The sequence below is a fragment of the Natribaculum luteum genome (genome assembly GCF_023008545.1).
Classification (GTDB): domain Archaea; phylum Halobacteriota; class Halobacteria; order Halobacteriales; family Natrialbaceae; genus Natribaculum; species Natribaculum luteum.
Window position 1 is genome coordinate 1001338 of sequence record NZ_CP095397.1, and the last position, 16496, is coordinate 1017833.

Below are 16496 nucleotides of genomic sequence, written 5' to 3' on the forward strand. Positions count from 1 at the left end.
GCGGAGACGTCTCGAGTCGTGACACTCGACGTCAGACAGGTGGTCCCGGCGGACGCTGCGTCGATCCGCGAGGTCGCCCGCGAGAGCTGGCACGCCACCTACGACGAGGTTCTCGACCGCGAGACGATCGCGAAGACGGTCGACGACTGGTACGCCGTCGACGACCTCGAGCGGTCGATCGTCGAGGCACGCGAGCGCGCGGACGCGACCTTCCTCGTCGCCGACGACGCCGACGAGGGCGTCGTCGGGTTCGCCCACGCGAAGCCGTGGCAGGACGATCCAGCGGTCGCGTACCTGATCCGGATCTACGTCAGACCGGACCTGTGGGACGAGGGGATCGGACACCGCCTGCTCGAGCGTCTCGAGGCCGACCTCGAGAGCGCGTTCGACCGACTGCGGCTGGTCGTCCTCGCGGACAACGACGTCGGCGTCTCCTTCTACGAGGCGACGGGGTTCGAGCGCGTCGAGACGCGAGAAAGCGGGCTGGACGAGGGACTCGAGGAGTACGTCTACGAAAAATTGCTGTGAGCGCTCATCGGCCAAGCGCAGCGTCGACGAGTGCCGTCTCGGCGGTGCGAAGCAGCGTCGAGGCCGCGCTCTCCGAGCAGTCGAGTTCGTCGGCGACCGCCGAAAGCGACGCAGTCCGGGGCACGTCGTAGTAGCCGAGCTCTCGTGCCGACTCGAGCGCCTCGAACTGGCGGGCCGTCAGTCTGCCGGCGAGGGTCTCCATGCGGCGCTGGTGATCGCTGACGCGTTTGACCTCGACGTCGACGTCGGCCGGAAACTGCTCGAGCAGCCCGGAGAGCGCGTCGGGTTCGCCGAGGACGGTGACGCGGACGGTCGCCCGATCGGTGTAGACGATCGGCGGAACGACGACGAGACCCGGTTCGTCGAACGCGCCCATCAGGGCGGCGTCGGCGTTGCGAACGTCCATCACGGCGTAGCCGTAGAACGTGTCGTCGTCGACGGGGACGAGGTCGAACCGTCGGACGACATCGAGGTCGGAAGCAGCGGCGCGAACCGACTCGAGGTCGCCGACGAAAAGCGAGAGAAAGTGCACCGTTTCCGACCCGGGATCGACGTGCCAGGAGAGTAACTCCTCGCGGTGGACGTCCGCCTCGCCGGGGTCTGGAACCGGGAGCTGCATCGATGGCGGGAGTCGGAGCGTCAGGTCTGCCGACTGCACGTCCGAACATTCGGACGTCCAACATAAAGAAGTTCAGTGCTTCGCGAAAACGGCGACGTTACTTCCGACCGTCTGTTCGAGTATGAGCGACACAGAGTCGACGACAGCGACGGATTCGACACTCGAGGCAAAGCCCCCCGGACCGAGTGGGATTCCGATCGTCGGGAGCACACTCTCGATCGCCCGCGACCCGCTCGGATTCGCCGAGACGGTACGCGAGTACGGCGACGTCGTCGCCTACGAGGCGTTCGGCACCGAGTTCGTCGCGGTCTTCGATCCCGAAATCGTCGAACAGGTGCTGGTCTCACGAAGCGACGCGTTCCACAAAGGTGAGTTCGAGACCGAGTTCGGCGAGCTCGTCGCCTCCGAGGGCGTGGCGTTCACCGAGGGCGAGCGGTGGCGTCGCCAGCGAACGCTCCTACAGACGTCGTTCACGCCGGACCGAATCCAGTCGTACGCCGACGAGGTTGTCGCGGAGACGGCGAGGCTCGCCGACGGGTGGGCCGATGGCGAGGTCGTCGACCTCCGCGAGACGCTGTCGACGTTCACCCTTCGCGTGCTGACCCGGACGCTGTTCGATCTCACGATCGACGACGACCGGGCCGAAACCGTCAGGCGGGCCACCCGCGCGATCTCGTCGAGCGCCGACCCCAGCGGGTTCGCGCTCCGCTCGATTCTCCCCTCGTGGGTGCCGATGCGATCCGAACGCGAGTACGAACGGGCGATGGCCGACCTCTCGGCGCTCGTCTCGGAACTGGTCGCCGACCGCCGCGCGGCGAGTGAGACGGGCGACGACCTCCTCTCGCTGCTGGCCACCGCGGAGTACCCCGACGGAACGCGAATGTCACCAGAGACCGTCAGAGACCAACTCGTTACGTTCCTCTTTGCCGGCCACGAGACGAGCGCGACCGCGCTTACGTTCGCCTGCTGGCTGCTGGCGGGCGACTCGAGCGTTCGCAGTCGGCTGGATTGCGAACTCGAGACCGTCCTCGAGGACCGCGATCCGACGTTCGCGGATCTCTCCGACCTCACGTTCACGGAGGCGATCGTCAGCGAGGCGATGCGGCTCTATCCGCCGGTAGTGGGGCTCTACCGCGAACCGCTCGAGACGATCACGCTCGGCGGCTACCGAATCCCGGCCGGCACGACCGTTCAGCTCTCGACCTACGGAATTCACCGCGACGGGCAGTGGTGGGACGACCCCGAGGCGTTCCGGCCAACACGCTGGCTCGAGGAGCGCGACCGACCCGAGTATGCCTACTTCCCGTTCGGCGGCGGGCCGCGCCACTGTCTCGGAATGCGCTTTGCGACGATGGAACTTAAGCTCGCGCTCGCGACGCTCGCCCGCCGACTCGAGTTCGATCGCGTCACGGCGTCGCTCTCCCCGTCGGTAGGGGTCACCCTCGATCCGGGACGTCTCGAGATGCGAGTGCGAAAACGTAGCTAGAGCGTCTTCTCGGCTTCTTCTTCCTCGACCACTTCGATACCGCGGTTGTTGACCGCCATCGGGTCGAGACCGACCTCCTGGAGGAAGTTCTTGTACTCACGTTCGCACTGCTCCGCGGCCTTCTGCTTGTCACTCGCGCGATCGCAGAGCTCGACGAGGGTTTCCGGGACGTCGTTCTTGTAGACGATCCAGTGGTTGATCAGGTCGGACAGACGGCGGATGGGGCTCGTGAAGTGGCCGTAGATCTCGAAGTTGAGCGCGTGGTGGCCGCCGAAGGGATCGTTCATGTACCGTGCCCGGGGCATCACCTTCATGACGGCCCACTGGATCTTGTCGAGTTGCCGGCCGGGGGCCTCCTCGAGGGTTGCGTTGACGGCCTTCCGGGGGTCGTCCCAGGAGTCGCCGGGAATCGAGACGCCGTCCAGGTCCTGGATCTCCTGGAGGGCTTCGGACCACTCGTCGGGACTGGGCTGGGGGTGGACGCGGTACATCGCCTCGACGCCCCGAGACCACATGAGTTCGTGCGTGACGGCCTTGTTCGCCTTCAGCATGCACTCCTCGATGATGGTGTGTGCGCGGTCGCGACTCGGGTTCAAGACGAGCGAGCCGTCTTCCTTGCGCTGTTCGTGCATCCGATCGGCGAGTTCGTACACGAGCGCGTTCTCCTCGTGGAGGGGCGCGTCGGGGTCGTCCAGCCGGTTTTCGGCCTGGGAGTAGGTCAGGCGCTCGTCGGACTCGATGACGGACTTGTAGATGTCGATCGACTCGTACCCCAGCGTCTCCTTGTCGAGGTGCATCTCGACGGTGTGGGCGAGTCGTTCCTCGTTGGGGACGAGCGAACAGACCGTCTCGGCGAGCACCGGCGGGAGCATGTGGATCGTGTAACCAGGTAGATAGACGGTGTTCCCGCGCTCGACGGCCTCGTCCCACATCGACGTGTCGGGGTTGACGTAGTGGGTGACGTCGGCGATGTGGACCCAGAGGACGTACTCGTCGTCGCGCTCTTCGACCGAGAGCGCGTCGTCGAAGTCCTGGGCGTCGATCGGGTCCGTCGTCCACGTCGTGAGGTGACGCAGATCGGTCCGTTCGTCGATCTCCGCGTCGATCTCCGACCCGACGTCTTCTGTGCGCTCTTTTGCCTCGGCCATCACTTCGGCAGGGAACTCGTCGCGGATCTCGAACTTCTCGAACAGTTCCTCGCGTTTGTTCTCGAGGTGACGGGCGAGGTCCTCCGAGATTTCGACTGGGCCCTGCCCTTCGGCCGTCCCGGCTTCGGCCTGTGCGTCGTCGCTCATACCGTGGCCTACGAACGAGAGCGTCAAAGACGTGTCGGGACGACGGCCCGTGGTATTCAGGTACAGTTATATATTTCAGACGTTACAGATTCGAGGACATGTCCGCTATCGAACTCAGGGACGTCGAGAAGCGATTCGGCGACGTCCCAGCCCTCCGCGGAATCGACCTCGAGGTCGAGCGAGGCGAGGTGTTCGGCTTCCTCGGCCCGAACGGGGCCGGCAAGTCGACGACGATCGACCTCCTGGTGAACCACCGCTATCCCACCGCCGGGACGATCGAGGTGCTCGGGTACGACGCCGTCGCCGATCCCGTCGCGATCCGACAGCGAGTCGGCCTCCTCCCCGAAGGCTTCAGTCCGCTCGGGACGATGACCGGCCGCCAGCACGTCGAGTACGCGATCGCGGCGACGGACGCAGACGACGATCCCGAGGCCCTCCTCGAGCAGGTCGACCTGCTCGAGGCCGCGAGCCGGCCCGCGAGTGGCTACTCGAAGGGGATGGCCCAGCGACTCGCCCTCGCGATGGCGCTGGTCGGCGATCCCGACCTGCTCGTCCTCGACGAACCCTCGACCGGCCTGGATCCCCACGGCGTCCGTCGGATGCGCGAGATCATCCGAGAGGCCGTCGACGAGGGGACGACCGTCTTCTTCTCGAGTCACATCCTGGAGCAGGTCGAGGCCGTCTGTGACCGCGTCGGCATCATGAACGACGGGCGACTCGTCGCGGTCGACAGTATCGAGGGACTGCGCGAGACGGTCGGCGCGGACGGGACGATCCGGGTCGACCTCGCGGACGATCCCGACGAGGTACGCGGCGTCGTCGAACGAATCGACGGCGTCTCGACGGTCGAGACCCGCGACGGCGGACTCACCGTCGCCTGCAGCGCCGGGACGAAACTCGCGGTGCTCGACGAGGTTCGCGCTGCCGGCGGCACGATCACCGACTTCACCACGGCCGACGCCTCGCTCGAGGACCTGTTCGTGGCCTACACCCGGAGGTCACGATGAACTGGGGCCTCGTCGCCGGAAAGGACGTCCGCGACTCGATCCGGAGCAGACAGCTGTACGTCCTCTGTGTGCTGTTCGGGGTGACGGGCGTCGCGCTCGCGTGGACACACGCGAGACAGGCCGGCCGTGGGTTCGCCGACCCACTCGACATCGTTCGGGTACTGCTCGTCGTCGCCACCGTGCTCGTCCCCGCGACGGGATTGATGCTCGCCCACGAGGCGATCGTCAAACCGCGAACGAGCGGCGAGTACGCGCTCTTGCTCGGACTCCCCCACTCCCGACTCGACCTCGTCGCCGGGACATACGCGGGTCGCGTGACGACGCTGACGATCTCGCTGGTCGGCGGCGTCGTCGCCACGGCAGCCGCCACGGCGCTGTTCGGCGCGACGGTCCCGACCGTCGCACTCGGCGAGTTCGCACTCGCGACCGCGATCCTCGGCGTCGCCTACGTCGCAATCGGGATCGCGGTGTCGGCGTCGGTCCGCTCGACGACGTGGGCCGCCGTGTGCGCGTTCGGTGCCTTCATGCTCTTTATTTTCCTCTGGCGACTCGTCCCCGGCGGCGTCGCCTACCTGGTACACGGCTTCGAGGTTCCCCCGACGGAACCGTCCTGGCTCCCCTACGTGCGGGCGCTGTCGCCGAGCGTCGCCTACGAACAGGTCGCCGAGGCGTACGTCCTCGAGCAGGGAAGCGTCGTCGAACCGCTCTACGCGCTCGCGGTACTCGTCTGCTGGACGTGTTTCGCGCCAGTGGTCGGCTACCTGCGGTTCAAACGCAGCGACCTCTAGATCGACTCGTACTACCGGACGTGAGCGTGTTCCGACGCACTCACGCGACGAGCGCGGCTACATCGATACCGACGGACGTGCGCTGGTATCAGGTCTCCTCGAGCGGGCCGTACCGTTCCTCGACCAGCGCGACGTACCACGAGAGAAACTCCGCTTGCGTTCGATCGCCGGTTCCGATCTCGACGAGTAACTCCTCGAGTTCCCCGCGAGGGTGATGACAGAGGTCGCGATCGCAGGGCTTACAGAGGTACTCGAACTCCTTGCCGTCGCGGTCCCACCGATCGCCGTGTTTGTCGTACTCGCGCGCCTGGTCGCGCTCGACCGACGTCCCACAGGCGATACACGTCACCGTCGCCTTGCGCCGTCGGGAGGGCCACATAGTACGTCGGTCGGTGTGTACCTACTTAGCGATTACCACACCCATCGTCGGGCGGAACCGTCACGGACCCCGACCGGTCCGGAGAACGGTCGTTTTATGCACTGACCGGTCGTCCTCCCGGACATGCAGGTCAAGTCAAGACACCACCTCCGCAGCGACGCCGTCGCTGCACTCGAGGAGCGGATTTCCGAGGGACTCGGCGTCGACCTCGAGGCGGACACCTACGAGCGCGTCGAGTTCGAGGACGAAGACCTCGAGGTGATCCTCGTCGACGGCGAGCCACAGGTCGCCACCTTCGACGACGAGGAGTTTCTCACGGTCCGGGGCGCAAACGCCCACGATCCCGAACGGCGACTCGTCACCGTCGACGCCGGCGCGATCTCGTTCGTCAGCGACGGCGCGGACGTGATGCGACCCGGCATCACCGAGGCCAGCGAAGACATCGAGACTGGCGATCTGGTCGTGATCGCCGAGGAGACCCACGGAAAGGTCCTGGCGGTCGGGCGGGCCCGGGCCGACGGAACGGAGATGGTCGGCGACGAAGGGAAAGTCGTCGACTCGCTGCACCACGTCGGCGACGACCTCTACGAGTTCACCGGCTGATCGGGTCGGTCCGCGACGGCCGCTGTCGCGACAGAGTTCGTTCCAGCACGGCGACGGAGGCGAGGCCAGCCAGCGCGCCGGCAGCAAGCGTCGGCCACGCGAGAGCGTAGCCGCCGACGTCGAGCGCCAGCCCGAAGACGACTGGCGAGACGACCGTCGTCGAGAACCCGACGAACGACTGGATCGACAGCGCCGTCCCGACCTGGGAATCGTCCACGACCTCGGTGACCAGCGTCGAGGTAGGCGCGCTGTCGACGCTCAGTAGCGTTCCGTAGACGAGCAACAGCGCGACGAGCGCCGGGAGTGGAAGCCAGCCGAGGACACCCAGGAGCGCGCTGCAAACGGCGCTGCCGCCGAGTCCGAGACCGATCGTTCTCGAGCGACCGATCCGATCGGAGAGTTCGCCGCCCGCGAGATTCCCGACGCCGCTCATCGCGGTGACGGCACCGACGAGCACTCCGGCGAGGGTTGCGGCACCGACTCCGAACGCACCAGCCGAGTCGACCGCGGCGAACGCGGGCGTCGCGAGCAGGAACGCCAGCAGCCAGTTTCGAACGCCGAACAGCTCCCAGTTGTGCCACGAGTAGATGCTCACGCTGGCGAGGTAGGCGCGGTTGCTCAGTAGCGATCGGTCGAATCCACCGATCGAACGCGCGCTACGCCCGGATCTGTCCTCGGCCAGTCCGAGCATCAACGGGGGAACGGCTAGCGCGCCGACGCTCGTCGCGGCGACGGCGGTCCGCCAGTCGATCGCGTCGGCGACGACGGTCGCCGCGACGAACGAGAGGCCGCTGCTCAGCGAGAAGGTGCCGACGTAGATCCCCATCGCCCGACCGCGAACGTCGGCGGGATACCAGTCGCTGACGAAGCGCATGCCGGGGACGTAGACGCCCGCGATGAACAGCCCAGAAAGAAATCGAAACGCCGTCCCGGAGAGAAAGCCCGTCGCGAACAGCGCGAATCCGAGGCTGAAGAGACCGGTTCCCGCCGCGCCGACGCTGATCACCCACCGCGGCGAGTATCGATCCGACAGCCACCCGGCGGGGAGGATCGCGAGGAGGTAGCCCGCCTGGAAGACGCCGAAGATGATTCCCGCTCGAGTGCCCGTCAATCCCCACTCGTCGACGATCAGCGGGAGGACCGCCGAGTAGTTGAACCACACGAGAATCGACAGGAACAACGCGACGGAGGTGACGACGAGCGCCCTGGTTCGTGCGTGCACGTGCCACGACCGTACAGAGTCGGGGTATTTGATTGTGTGGGAGTCGGTCGATCGAACCGCGTCCACTCGACCGGCGTGTTACCGGCGGTGGCGCACGCGAGTGCTACTCCTCGACCGACTCGAGGTCGTCCTCGTCGTAGGCGTCCTCGTACCGCGCCATCGCGTCCTCGTGACCCTGCCTGGCGAGTTCGTACGTCTCCCGGAGGTCTGCTATCGGCGTCTCGGTCGCGTCCACGCGGAGGTCGTCGTAGGGCGGTTCGAGGTCGCGTTCTTCGGTCGTCCGGACCACGACGGCGGCGCTTTGCACCGATAGCTCCTCGCGTTTGTCCCCGCCTTCCGCGTCACCGGCCTCGAGGGCGTCGATCAGTCGCTTCGCGAGCGGTTCGTCGCGGTCGCTCGCCTCGTAGCTCGCCGCAGTCGCCTCGATCACCGACTCGCCCGTCAGGAGGTTGCCGGCGACAGTGTAGCCGTCGCCCTCGAGGTGGCCGTACCAGCCCCGACACTCCTCCCCGGAGAAGGTAAACGAGCCGTCGGCGTCGACGCCGTGGACCTGCCGGCTCGGCGCGCCCTCGTCGGCGTTCAAAAGCGACTGTACGGCGTCCTCGACGGCGAGTCCCTCGTCGACGTACCGGATCCCCCGCCGGCCGAGGTCGACGTTGACGAGACTCTGGGTCGCGATCGCGCCGTTCTCGCTGGCGAACGGACAGAGCGTGCCGACGCCCGCGAGGCGAGTCGTGACCGCGACGCCGAACCGCCGCTGTGACTCTCCCGCGTCGTCCTCGTACTCCTCTCTGACGCAGATGCTGAACGTCATCTGTCTCGAGTGCAAGGTCTACGGAATAAAAAGAGCGACCATCGGCGACTGCCAGCGACTCGCCGTTCTCGCATCCGCTCGCCGACACTTCACGGTTCGAGTGAGAGTTACGACGACTGGACATTCCGTCTGACGTAAGAACTATACTCACAGCGACGGACTCTGTCGGCTATGGGCTTCATGAACAAAATCCTCGGCGGCACGCAGTCACGGAGCACCGAGGACTACGTCGAACTCGACCTCGACGACGTCAGCGAGAGCGCCAGCGAGGCGGCGATGTCCGTCCACATCGCGGAAATCGACGGACAGGCGTCGGCGATCGACATCAAAGACGCCGTCTACGACGGTGACGTCGTCATCGCAGACATCACCCGGCTGCGCACGAAAGACAGCACGGCCGAGCACATCATCGACGAACTCCGGCAGGTCGCCCAGGAGGTCGACGGCGACATCGTCCAGAAAGGCGACGACCAGATCATCATCACGCCGACGGGCGTCCGGATCGGGCGCGAGAAACTCGGACGCTAGGGGGTTTCCGGTCGAATTCTCTCACTCTCCGACGCTCGAGCAGTGGCCACGCTCGGGACGTCGTACGGTCTGCTGTCCCGAGTTTCCGCAGCGACCGCGTCCCGTCGGGCGGTCGCTGCGGGACGGACGGACGGCGGTCCGTATCAGGACACTCGCGAAAATAGACCGACCGGCACAGATATGTCTCGCGTGCAGGTAACGGCGTGAGAAGTGAGAGTAGAGAGAAACGCGTCTAGATGTAGTCGATCGACTGCGGCAGTTCGAGCTTCATGCCCTTGCGCTCGCGGATCTCCATGATCTTCTCACGCTGGAGCGAGTCGGACATGACCTCGAAGCCGGCGTTCTCGGTGTTCCAGGAGGCACGACCCTCCGTGGCGCTGCGGATGTCGCTTGCGAACCCGATCATCTCCTCGACCGGTGCGATGCCCTCGACGACCATCAGGTCTCCTTCCTGGTACATGTCGTCGACGCGGCCACGGCGGCCCTGGATCTCGCCGGATGCGGCGCCCATGTGGTCGTTGGGCACGTCGATGCGGACGTCCTGCATCGGCTCGAGCAGCTTGATCTGCCCGTCGATCAGCGACTTGTGGACGGCCTCGCGGGTTGCCGGGATGACCTGGGCGGGACCGCGGTGGATGGTGTCCTCGTGGAGCTTCGCGTCGTGCAGGCGGATGAGCGTCCCCTGGGTCGGCTCGTTGGCGAGCGGACCGTTGTCGAGTGCTTCCTCAAGCCCCTCGATGACGAGTTCCATCGTCTCGTTTAGGTGCTGGATACCTTTCGTATCGTCGACGAGGACGTTGGTCCCGTGGATTTGCTCGACGTTCTGGGAGTCTTCTTTCTCCATGCCCGCCTCCTGCAGCGCCTCGCGGCGCTCCTGTTCGGGCATGTCCATCGACGCCTCGCCCATCTTGATCGTCTCGACGATTTCGTCCGAGAGGGGGTCGGCGGAGATGTAGAAGCGGTTGTGGCGGTTGGGCGAGATGCCCTCGACCGTGTCGCTTGCACGCTGGACGGCCTCACGGTAGACGACGATCGGTTCACCGGTGTTGACCGGGATGCCCTGGTTCTTCTGGATGCGCTGGGTGATGACCTCGAGGTGGAGTTCACCCTGCCCGGAGATCAGGTGTTCGCCGGTGTCCTCGTTGATGTTGATCTGGATCGTCGGGTCCTCTTTGGAGACCTGTCGGAGCGTCTCGATGAGCTTCGGCAGGTCGTCCATGCTCTGAGCCTCGACGGACTTCGTGATGACCGGCTCGGAGATGTGCTCGATCGACTCGAACGGCGTCATCTCGATGCTCGAGACGGTCGAGCCGGCGATGGCGTCGCGCAGGCCGGTGACGGCGGCGATGTTACCTGCGGGGACCTGCTCGACGTCCTCGCGCTCGCCACCCATGTAGATGCCGACGCTCTGGACGCGGTTTTGGCCCGCGGTCCCGGAGACGTACAGCTCCTGGCCCTTCTCGACGGTTCCGGAGAAGACGCGGCCGATAGCGACCTCGCCTGCGTGGGGGTCGAGTTCGATGTCGGTGACCATCAGGACGACCTCGCCGTCTTCGTCGACGACGCGCATCTGCTCTGCGAGGTCGGACTCGTCGTCACCGCGCCAGATACGGGGGATACGACGGGGCTGGGCCTCGAGCGGGTCGGGGAAGTGCTCACAGACCATGTCCAGGACGACGTCCGAAAGCGGCGTTCGCTCGTGGAGCTCCTGGCGCTTGTCCGAACGCTCGAGGTCCATGATGTCGCCGAAGTCCATCCCGGTGCGCTGCATCGACGGCATCGAGACGCCCCACTTGTAGAGGGCGGAGCCGAAGCCGACGGTGCCCTCTTCGACGGAGACGGTCCAGTCTTCGACGTCGTCCATGTCCTCGGTCATCCCGCGGATGAGTTCGTTGACGTCCTGGATGACCTTCAGGAGACGCTGTTGCATCTCCTCGGGGCCCTCCTGGAGTTCGGAGATGAGGCGGTCGACCTTGTTGATGAAAAGCGCCGGCTTGACGCCCTCGCGAAGCGCCTGGCGCAGCACGGTTTCGGTCTGGGGCATCGCGCCCTCGACGGCGTCGACGACGACGAGCGCACCGTCGACGGCGCGCATCGCACGCGTCACGTCGCCACCGAAGTCGACGTGGCCCGGCGTGTCGATGAGGTTGATGAGGTGGTTCGTTCCCTCGTATTCGTGGGTCATCGAGACGTTCGCCGCGTCGATGGTGATCCCGCGTTCCTGCTCGTCCTCTTCGGTGTCCATCGCGAGCTGTTCACCGGCGGTCTGCTCGGAGATCATGCCCGCGCCAGCGAGCAGGTTGTCCGAGAGGGTCGTCTTGCCGTGGTCGACGTGGGCGGCGATGGCGATGTTCCGGATGTTCTCCGGTTTGTCCATCAGCCGTTCACACTCCTGTACGATTTTCTTGCGTCGGCCCATATACGCCCCAATACCGGTAGCGGGGTCAAAAGGGTAGTGTTTCGTCCCGGACGAAATCCGTCGTATTTCACGGTTCGAACACCAGACTGTCCAATTTGCGTGAGTGAATGGCTCTCACAATTGTCCTGCGTTGCGGCCGAGGGATCGTTCTCGACCGAGCGCGTACCGGCCGCCACCGAGTCCGGTCGCTGTAATAGTCACTATCTACAATATTTATATTCACAGTAAGAAGACATAAGAAGAGATGTACGACACGAGTCGACGGGCGTTTCTCTCGGGGGGTGGAACGATCGCAGTCGGGGGGCTGGTGGGGCTGTCCGGCTGTCTCGACACCGTCCTTAGTTCCGACGAAGAGGACCGCGAGAGCAACGAGCGGGATCCCCTCCCGTCGTTTCACCGCTGGCTGTACGCGCCGGCGGCGACCGGCGCGGCGGGCAACGCGTACACGTATGCCTACGTCGACGGCGATGCGCTCGTGAACCCGATGGAGTACGGGTTGCACTCGAGTCCACTTATCGCCGACAAGGCGACGGAATTGATCGGCGAGTACGTCCCGCCGATGATCGACGAGTACGGAATCGACGTCGACGGCGCCGTCGCCGTCAATCACGGACCGGGGCCCGGCGGTGCATCCGGCGTCGCCGTCTTCGGCGGATTCGACGCGACCGAACTGCGGGCGGAGTCCGCTAACGCGGCCGAGAACGAAGAGTCGGTCGAGACGGGAGCGCACGCAGGGCACGATCTCTACTTCGACGAGGAGACCGGCGTCGCGATCAGCCACGGAACGTTCGTCACCGGATTCAGCGGCGACGAAATTGTGAGTGGACGAGCGGTGGTCGAGGCGTTGATCGACGCTCGAGACGGGGCGGCCACCAGACTGCACGAGGTCGACGAGACGGCCGAAACGCTCCTTCGCCGGCAGGGCGAGCGGCCGATCGTCTTCGGTGCGCCCGCGGTTGAGGAGGAGACTGGACGCCGCTTCCGGCGATCCCCGAACGAGACGGACGACGGAGCCGACACCGACGCACCGACGGTTACGGGTGGCGGCTTCTCGATCGAACCCGACGGGGACCGACTGCACTACCAGATCACCATGATCACCGAGCAAGCGGTTTCGGACGCGGACGCGTTCGGTAACGGGGTACCGATACTCGATCGGTTCGACGAGCCATCGGTAACCGAAGACGGCGTCGTGCTCACGTACGAAGCCACCGATGGGGGAAGAATGGAGATCGACGACCGGCGGTCGCGTCCCGAGGCCAGATTCGACGTCGACGTGAATCGGGGTTCGGTGACCGTCATCCACGTCGGCGGCGACGAGATTCCGGCCGACGAGCTCGCGATCGTCTTCGAGGAGCGGGACACCGAACGGCAGATCCGATGGGGAGCGATCTCGAATATCGACACGATCAGGACGGGCGATACCGTCAGCGTGGCGGTCGACACTCCCGTTCTCGGCGACGAACTGCGGCTCGTGTGGACGCCCGGCTCAGACGTGGTACACACCGAGTCCGTTCCCGACCGGACTGGCGGTCGACCGAACGCCACCTTCAGGACGGAGTTCGGTACCGACGCCGTGTCGATCAGCCACACTGGCGGCGACGCGATCCCGGCCGAGGAACTGGACGTGCACGTCGACAGCCCCGACGGTGATCGCGTCACCAACTGGACTGAACTCGACGACAGCGGGACGGTCACCCAGGGCGACACCGTCACCGTCGACGTGAGCGAGGCCGACGAGGGGGGCCGCATCCGACTCGTCTGGACGCCCGACGGGACGTTGCTGTCCGATCACCCGATCGCGATCGATGCCACCCCGCCGAACACCACGTTCGACGTCGGATTCGATCCGGGAGCCGATACCGCGACCGTCCGTCACGCCGCCGGCGATTCGATTCCGGCCGACGAACTGGAGCTCATCGTCACCGGGCCCGAGAATCGGTCGCGGCCCTGGCAGGAGCTATCGGACGACGACGTCGTCCGACCCGGAGACGCCGTAACGATCGACCTGAGCGAGCGCGATTCCTGGTGGCACCTCGCCGTCTGGTGGACCGTCGCCGACATCGACCTCGAGTCCGTCCGGATTCCCGACCTCGATTGATCCGGTCGCGGACCGCACGTGATCCCGTGATACGCCACCGTCGGACACCGCAAAAGAGTCAAATCCCGCCGGCCCCTTGGTAGAGTTACGCATGGACCTACGCGTTCAGGGGGCCGGTCCGACCGCTCCATTCCTCAGTGCCCAAGACCTCTTCGAGACCGAACGCGACCTCTCGTTGCCCGTCCACGTCCGCATCCGGGAGGACCCCGACGAACGGACCTGGGCGGCACACTACGACGACTACCACGTGCTGAACATCTCGAGGCACGCCGCCTCGAGTGCACTCGCGCGCGAACTCGTCTTACACGAGTTCGCCCACATGGCGAGACACGAGGAAGCCCACCCTTCACACACACAGTCGACCGAGGAGGTGCTCTACCTCGCGCTCGCCGGCCGGCGCGTCGAACGGCGAAAGCTCGCCCATTGCTACCAGATCGCAAATCACATGAAAGACATCTACGCCGACGACATCACCCTCTCGGTCGGTCCGGGCGAGAAGCTCCTCGCCTTTCTCGAGTCGGGGCTGGCGACGGCCGTCGCAGACCGTCCACAGACGCCGCCACGACCCGGACTCGACCGAATCTCCGCCGCCGCGGATCCGGAGATCACCGCCGTCAACGCGGCGTTTGCGCTCGCGCTCGCGGAGCGTCACGACCTGATCGAGCCGGACCACCGGCTGTACGACCTCGCACACGCGGCCGCGATGGACGCGCCGGCGGTCGACTTCGACGGGTTCAGACGCCGGTTCAGGGAACTCGCGCACGACCCCGACTCGAGTACGTATCGCCGAGTGCTGGTCGAGGCGGCTCGATCGTACGTGAGCGGTGGGCCAGCGGCGGACTGACGGCGATCGCGAGCCGTCCGTCGGCCGGCCTGTCTCGAATCGGAACCGTTCACGGCCGTTGATTTCGATTTCGAAACGGTTAGCGACGTGTCACGGTCGTCGGTCCCATCGGGTCGCGGCGAGCGCCGTGTACGGCGTGTAGATAACCAAAACCGGTCGTCTGAATCGTGCAAACGGAACTGAACGGTCGGTAAATCGCCCGAACGCGGTCCAACGGTCGCTCGCTTGAAGGCCGTGAAATACCATCTCTCCTGAGTGTATGACTGACCGAACTGACGACGTTCGACGACGCGACTACCTCGAGTTGGCCGGCGGCGTCGCGGCCGCCAGTACGATCGGCCTCGCTGGCTGTCTCGGAAGCGACGACAACGACGGCGACGGTGGCGGAAACGGGAGCGACGAAGAGACGACCGGAACGCTGGCGACGCAGGTCACCGACCAGCCCGGCGACATCGCCGACTTCGAATCCTGCGTCGTGACGATCCAGGGTATCTGGGTGAAACCGAGCGATGGTGACGAAAGCGACGATAGCAGCGATGGCAGCGACGACGCCGAATCCGACGGCGAAAACACCGACAGTGAGGAGTCCGACGGCGGAAACGAGAGCAACGGTGACACCGCAGACGGGGGAAGCGAAACCGACGACGAAATCGACGAACAGCGCGAGGAAGACGTCGACCAGAGCGACGAGCGGCGGTACTACGAGTTCGACGAGCCCCAGCAGGCGGACCTGGTAGACCTCCAGGGCGAGAACACCCAGCTCGTCGACGAGCGCGAACTGCCCGCCGGCGAGTACGCGTTCCTCCAGCTCGACGTGACGGACGTCGAGGGGACGCTGGCCGAGGGCGGCGAGACGGAGGTGTCGACGCCCGGAAACGCCCCGCTACAGTTCAAAGAGTCCTTCGAGATCCGTGACGGCAAACTGACGACGTTCCTCGCAGACTTCACGCCGGTTCGCCGCGGACAGACCGGCACGTACCTCCTCCAGCCCGTCGCGACGGGGACGGAAGTGAGTTACGAGGACGTCCCCGAAGACGACGAGACGGGCGACGACGGCGAGAGCAGCGACGATCAGACCGATACCGAAAGCGACGCCCAGAACGGGACGGACGACGACGCGCAGAACGACTCGAACGACGGCGACCAGAACGCGTAGTCGGCACGCGACTCGAGTGCCGCCGTCGCTCGAGGCGAGCGTCGACCGCGACGCTCTCCGTTCCACTGATAAAACGTCGAAAACGAGAAAACCGAGTTTTACCGCGCGGCCGCCGCGACGCGCTCTTTCTCTTCTTTCTGGCTGATCGCGTACGTCTGGACGTCGTAGTTCGCAGCCCCGACGAGCTGGTTCGCGATGGCCTCCTCGGCCGGCGTCGGAGTCTTGAACGAGGCGTTTTGGACGCCTTCCGCGAGGAACTTCAGGGCCTGGTCGACCCGACGCTGGGGCGCGACGTCGACTGCCTTCGGGACCGAAATGCCGCCGTACTTCAGGCGGACGGTCTCCTCGCGGGGAGCGGCGTTCTCGACGGCGCTGACGAGCACCTGCACGGGGTTTTCTTCCGTGCGGTCGTGGACGATCTCGAACGCCTCACGGACGAGGTTGAGTGTCTGCTGTTTCTTGCCCGTGTTCTCCTCGGTCTGCATCAGCCGGTTGATGAAGCGCTCGACGATCGACACCTCCGACTTCTGGAACTGCTTGCCGGCGTGGCGACCCATCGTGTGGGCGACGGGCGTCACGGAGATGTAGCGCTCGGTCGAGGGGTCGGCGTACTCGATCTCGCCGATCTCCCACTTGCCGAAGAGCTTCGCGGAGACGTCCGCGCCGCCTGCGGGTGCCTCGGGCTCGGGTTGGTCTTCTGCAGCCAT

The 16496-nt window shown here is 65.7% G+C and carries 16 protein-coding genes; 9 read left to right on the forward strand and 7 right to left on the reverse strand.

All coding sequences use genetic code 11. The features are described from left to right. Nucleotides 1-18: 18 nt before the first annotated feature. The gene (locus tag MU558_RS05165; protein ID WP_246972545.1) at nucleotides 19-528 is read left to right on the forward strand and encodes a GNAT family N-acetyltransferase; all 510 of its coding nucleotides are present in this window, start codon (nucleotides 19-21) and stop codon (nucleotides 526-528) included. A 4-nt stretch (nucleotides 529-532) separates the two neighbouring features. Here the strand turns inward: MU558_RS05165 and MU558_RS05170 are convergent, their stop codons facing one another. Beyond that, nucleotides 533-1186, reverse strand: a complete 654-nt coding sequence (locus tag MU558_RS05170; protein ID WP_246972548.1) for a helix-turn-helix domain-containing protein — start codon at nucleotides 1184-1186, stop codon at nucleotides 533-535. 82 nt (nucleotides 1187-1268) lie between these two features. On the opposite strand from MU558_RS05170, the gene MU558_RS05175 reads away from it, so the two are divergent. Then, nucleotides 1269-2633: a cytochrome P450 gene (locus tag MU558_RS05175; protein WP_246972551.1), complete on the forward strand. Its 1365-nt coding sequence runs from the start codon at nucleotides 1269-1271 to the stop codon at nucleotides 2631-2633. Here MU558_RS05175 and MU558_RS05180 read toward each other — a convergent pair. Then, nucleotides 2630-3928: an RNB domain-containing ribonuclease gene (locus tag MU558_RS05180; RefSeq protein ID WP_246972554.1), complete on the reverse strand. Its 1299-nt coding sequence runs from the start codon at nucleotides 3926-3928 to the stop codon at nucleotides 2630-2632. The two genes, MU558_RS05175 and MU558_RS05180, sit on opposite strands and share 4 nt — an antisense overlap. Nucleotides 3929-4026: 98 nt before the next feature. Here MU558_RS05180 and MU558_RS05185 point away from each other — a divergent pair, with 98 nt between their 5' ends. Together MU558_RS05185 and MU558_RS05190 are read left to right on the forward strand one after the other, a co-directional pair. Further along, nucleotides 4027-4935 carry an ABC transporter ATP-binding protein gene (locus MU558_RS05185; RefSeq protein WP_246972556.1) on the forward strand — a complete coding sequence of 303 codons (909 nt, stop codon included), beginning with the start codon at nucleotides 4027-4029 and terminating at the stop codon, nucleotides 4933-4935. Further along, on the forward strand, nucleotides 4932-5723 hold the full coding sequence (locus MU558_RS05190) for an ABC transporter permease subunit (RefSeq protein ID WP_246972557.1): 792 nt from the start codon (nucleotides 4932-4934) through the stop codon (nucleotides 5721-5723). Before MU558_RS05185 ends, MU558_RS05190 begins: the two co-directional genes overlap by 4 nt. An 88-nt stretch (nucleotides 5724-5811) precedes the next feature. Here the strand turns inward: MU558_RS05190 and MU558_RS05195 are convergent, their stop codons facing one another. Further along, nucleotides 5812-6102, reverse strand: coding sequence for a DUF7562 family protein (locus MU558_RS05195; protein ID WP_246972558.1), 291 nt, complete (start codon nucleotides 6100-6102; stop codon nucleotides 5812-5814). A gap of 123 nt (nucleotides 6103-6225) precedes the next feature. On the opposite strand from MU558_RS05195, the gene MU558_RS05200 reads away from it, so the two are divergent. Then, on the forward strand, nucleotides 6226-6705 hold the full coding sequence (locus MU558_RS05200; protein ID WP_246972559.1) for an RNA-binding protein: 480 nt from the start codon (nucleotides 6226-6228) through the stop codon (nucleotides 6703-6705). On the opposite strand, the gene MU558_RS05205 is transcribed toward MU558_RS05200, so the two are convergent. Together MU558_RS05205 and MU558_RS05210 are read right to left on the reverse strand one after the other, a co-directional pair. Continuing rightward, nucleotides 6695-7927: an MFS transporter gene (locus tag MU558_RS05205; RefSeq protein WP_246972560.1), complete on the reverse strand. Its 1233-nt coding sequence runs from the start codon at nucleotides 7925-7927 to the stop codon at nucleotides 6695-6697. The two genes, MU558_RS05200 and MU558_RS05205, sit on opposite strands and share 11 nt — an antisense overlap. 103 nt (nucleotides 7928-8030) lie before the next feature. Continuing rightward, nucleotides 8031-8741, reverse strand: a complete 711-nt coding sequence (locus MU558_RS05210) for a DUF1028 domain-containing protein (RefSeq protein WP_246972561.1) — start codon at nucleotides 8739-8741, stop codon at nucleotides 8031-8033. Nucleotides 8742-8912: 171 nt separating this feature from the next. Between MU558_RS05210 and MU558_RS05215 the strand changes: the two genes are divergently transcribed. Next, a complete protein-coding gene (locus tag MU558_RS05215) occupies nucleotides 8913-9269 on the forward strand; it encodes a cell division protein SepF (protein WP_246972562.1) in 357 nt (118 codons plus the stop codon). A gap of 232 nt (nucleotides 9270-9501) precedes the next feature. On the opposite strand, the gene MU558_RS05220 is transcribed toward MU558_RS05215, so the two are convergent. Next, nucleotides 9502-11688 carry an elongation factor EF-2 gene (locus MU558_RS05220; RefSeq protein ID WP_246972563.1) on the reverse strand — a complete coding sequence of 729 codons (2187 nt, stop codon included), beginning with the start codon at nucleotides 11686-11688 and terminating at the stop codon, nucleotides 9502-9504. A gap of 244 nt (nucleotides 11689-11932) precedes the next feature. Here MU558_RS05220 and MU558_RS05225 point away from each other — a divergent pair, with 244 nt between their 5' ends. The 3 genes from MU558_RS05225 (at nucleotide 11933) to MU558_RS05235 (ending at nucleotide 15789) form a co-directional block, all read left to right on the forward strand. After that, the gene (locus MU558_RS05225) at nucleotides 11933-13789 is read left to right on the forward strand and encodes a hypothetical protein (protein ID WP_246972565.1); all 1857 of its coding nucleotides are present in this window, start codon (nucleotides 11933-11935) and stop codon (nucleotides 13787-13789) included. Nucleotides 13790-13880: 91 nt separating this feature from the next. Then, entirely contained in the window at nucleotides 13881-14633 is a 753-nt protein-coding gene (locus tag MU558_RS05230) for a DUF5781 family protein (RefSeq protein WP_246972568.1), read from the forward strand. A 259-nt stretch (nucleotides 14634-14892) separates the two neighbouring features. Beyond that, the gene (locus tag MU558_RS05235) at nucleotides 14893-15789 is read left to right on the forward strand and encodes a DUF4382 domain-containing protein (protein WP_246972570.1); all 897 of its coding nucleotides are present in this window, start codon (nucleotides 14893-14895) and stop codon (nucleotides 15787-15789) included. 98 nt (nucleotides 15790-15887) lie between these two features. Here the strand turns inward: MU558_RS05235 and MU558_RS05240 are convergent, their stop codons facing one another. After that, on the reverse strand, nucleotides 15888-16496 hold the full coding sequence (locus tag MU558_RS05240; RefSeq protein WP_246972571.1) for a 30S ribosomal protein S7: 609 nt from the start codon (nucleotides 16494-16496) through the stop codon (nucleotides 15888-15890).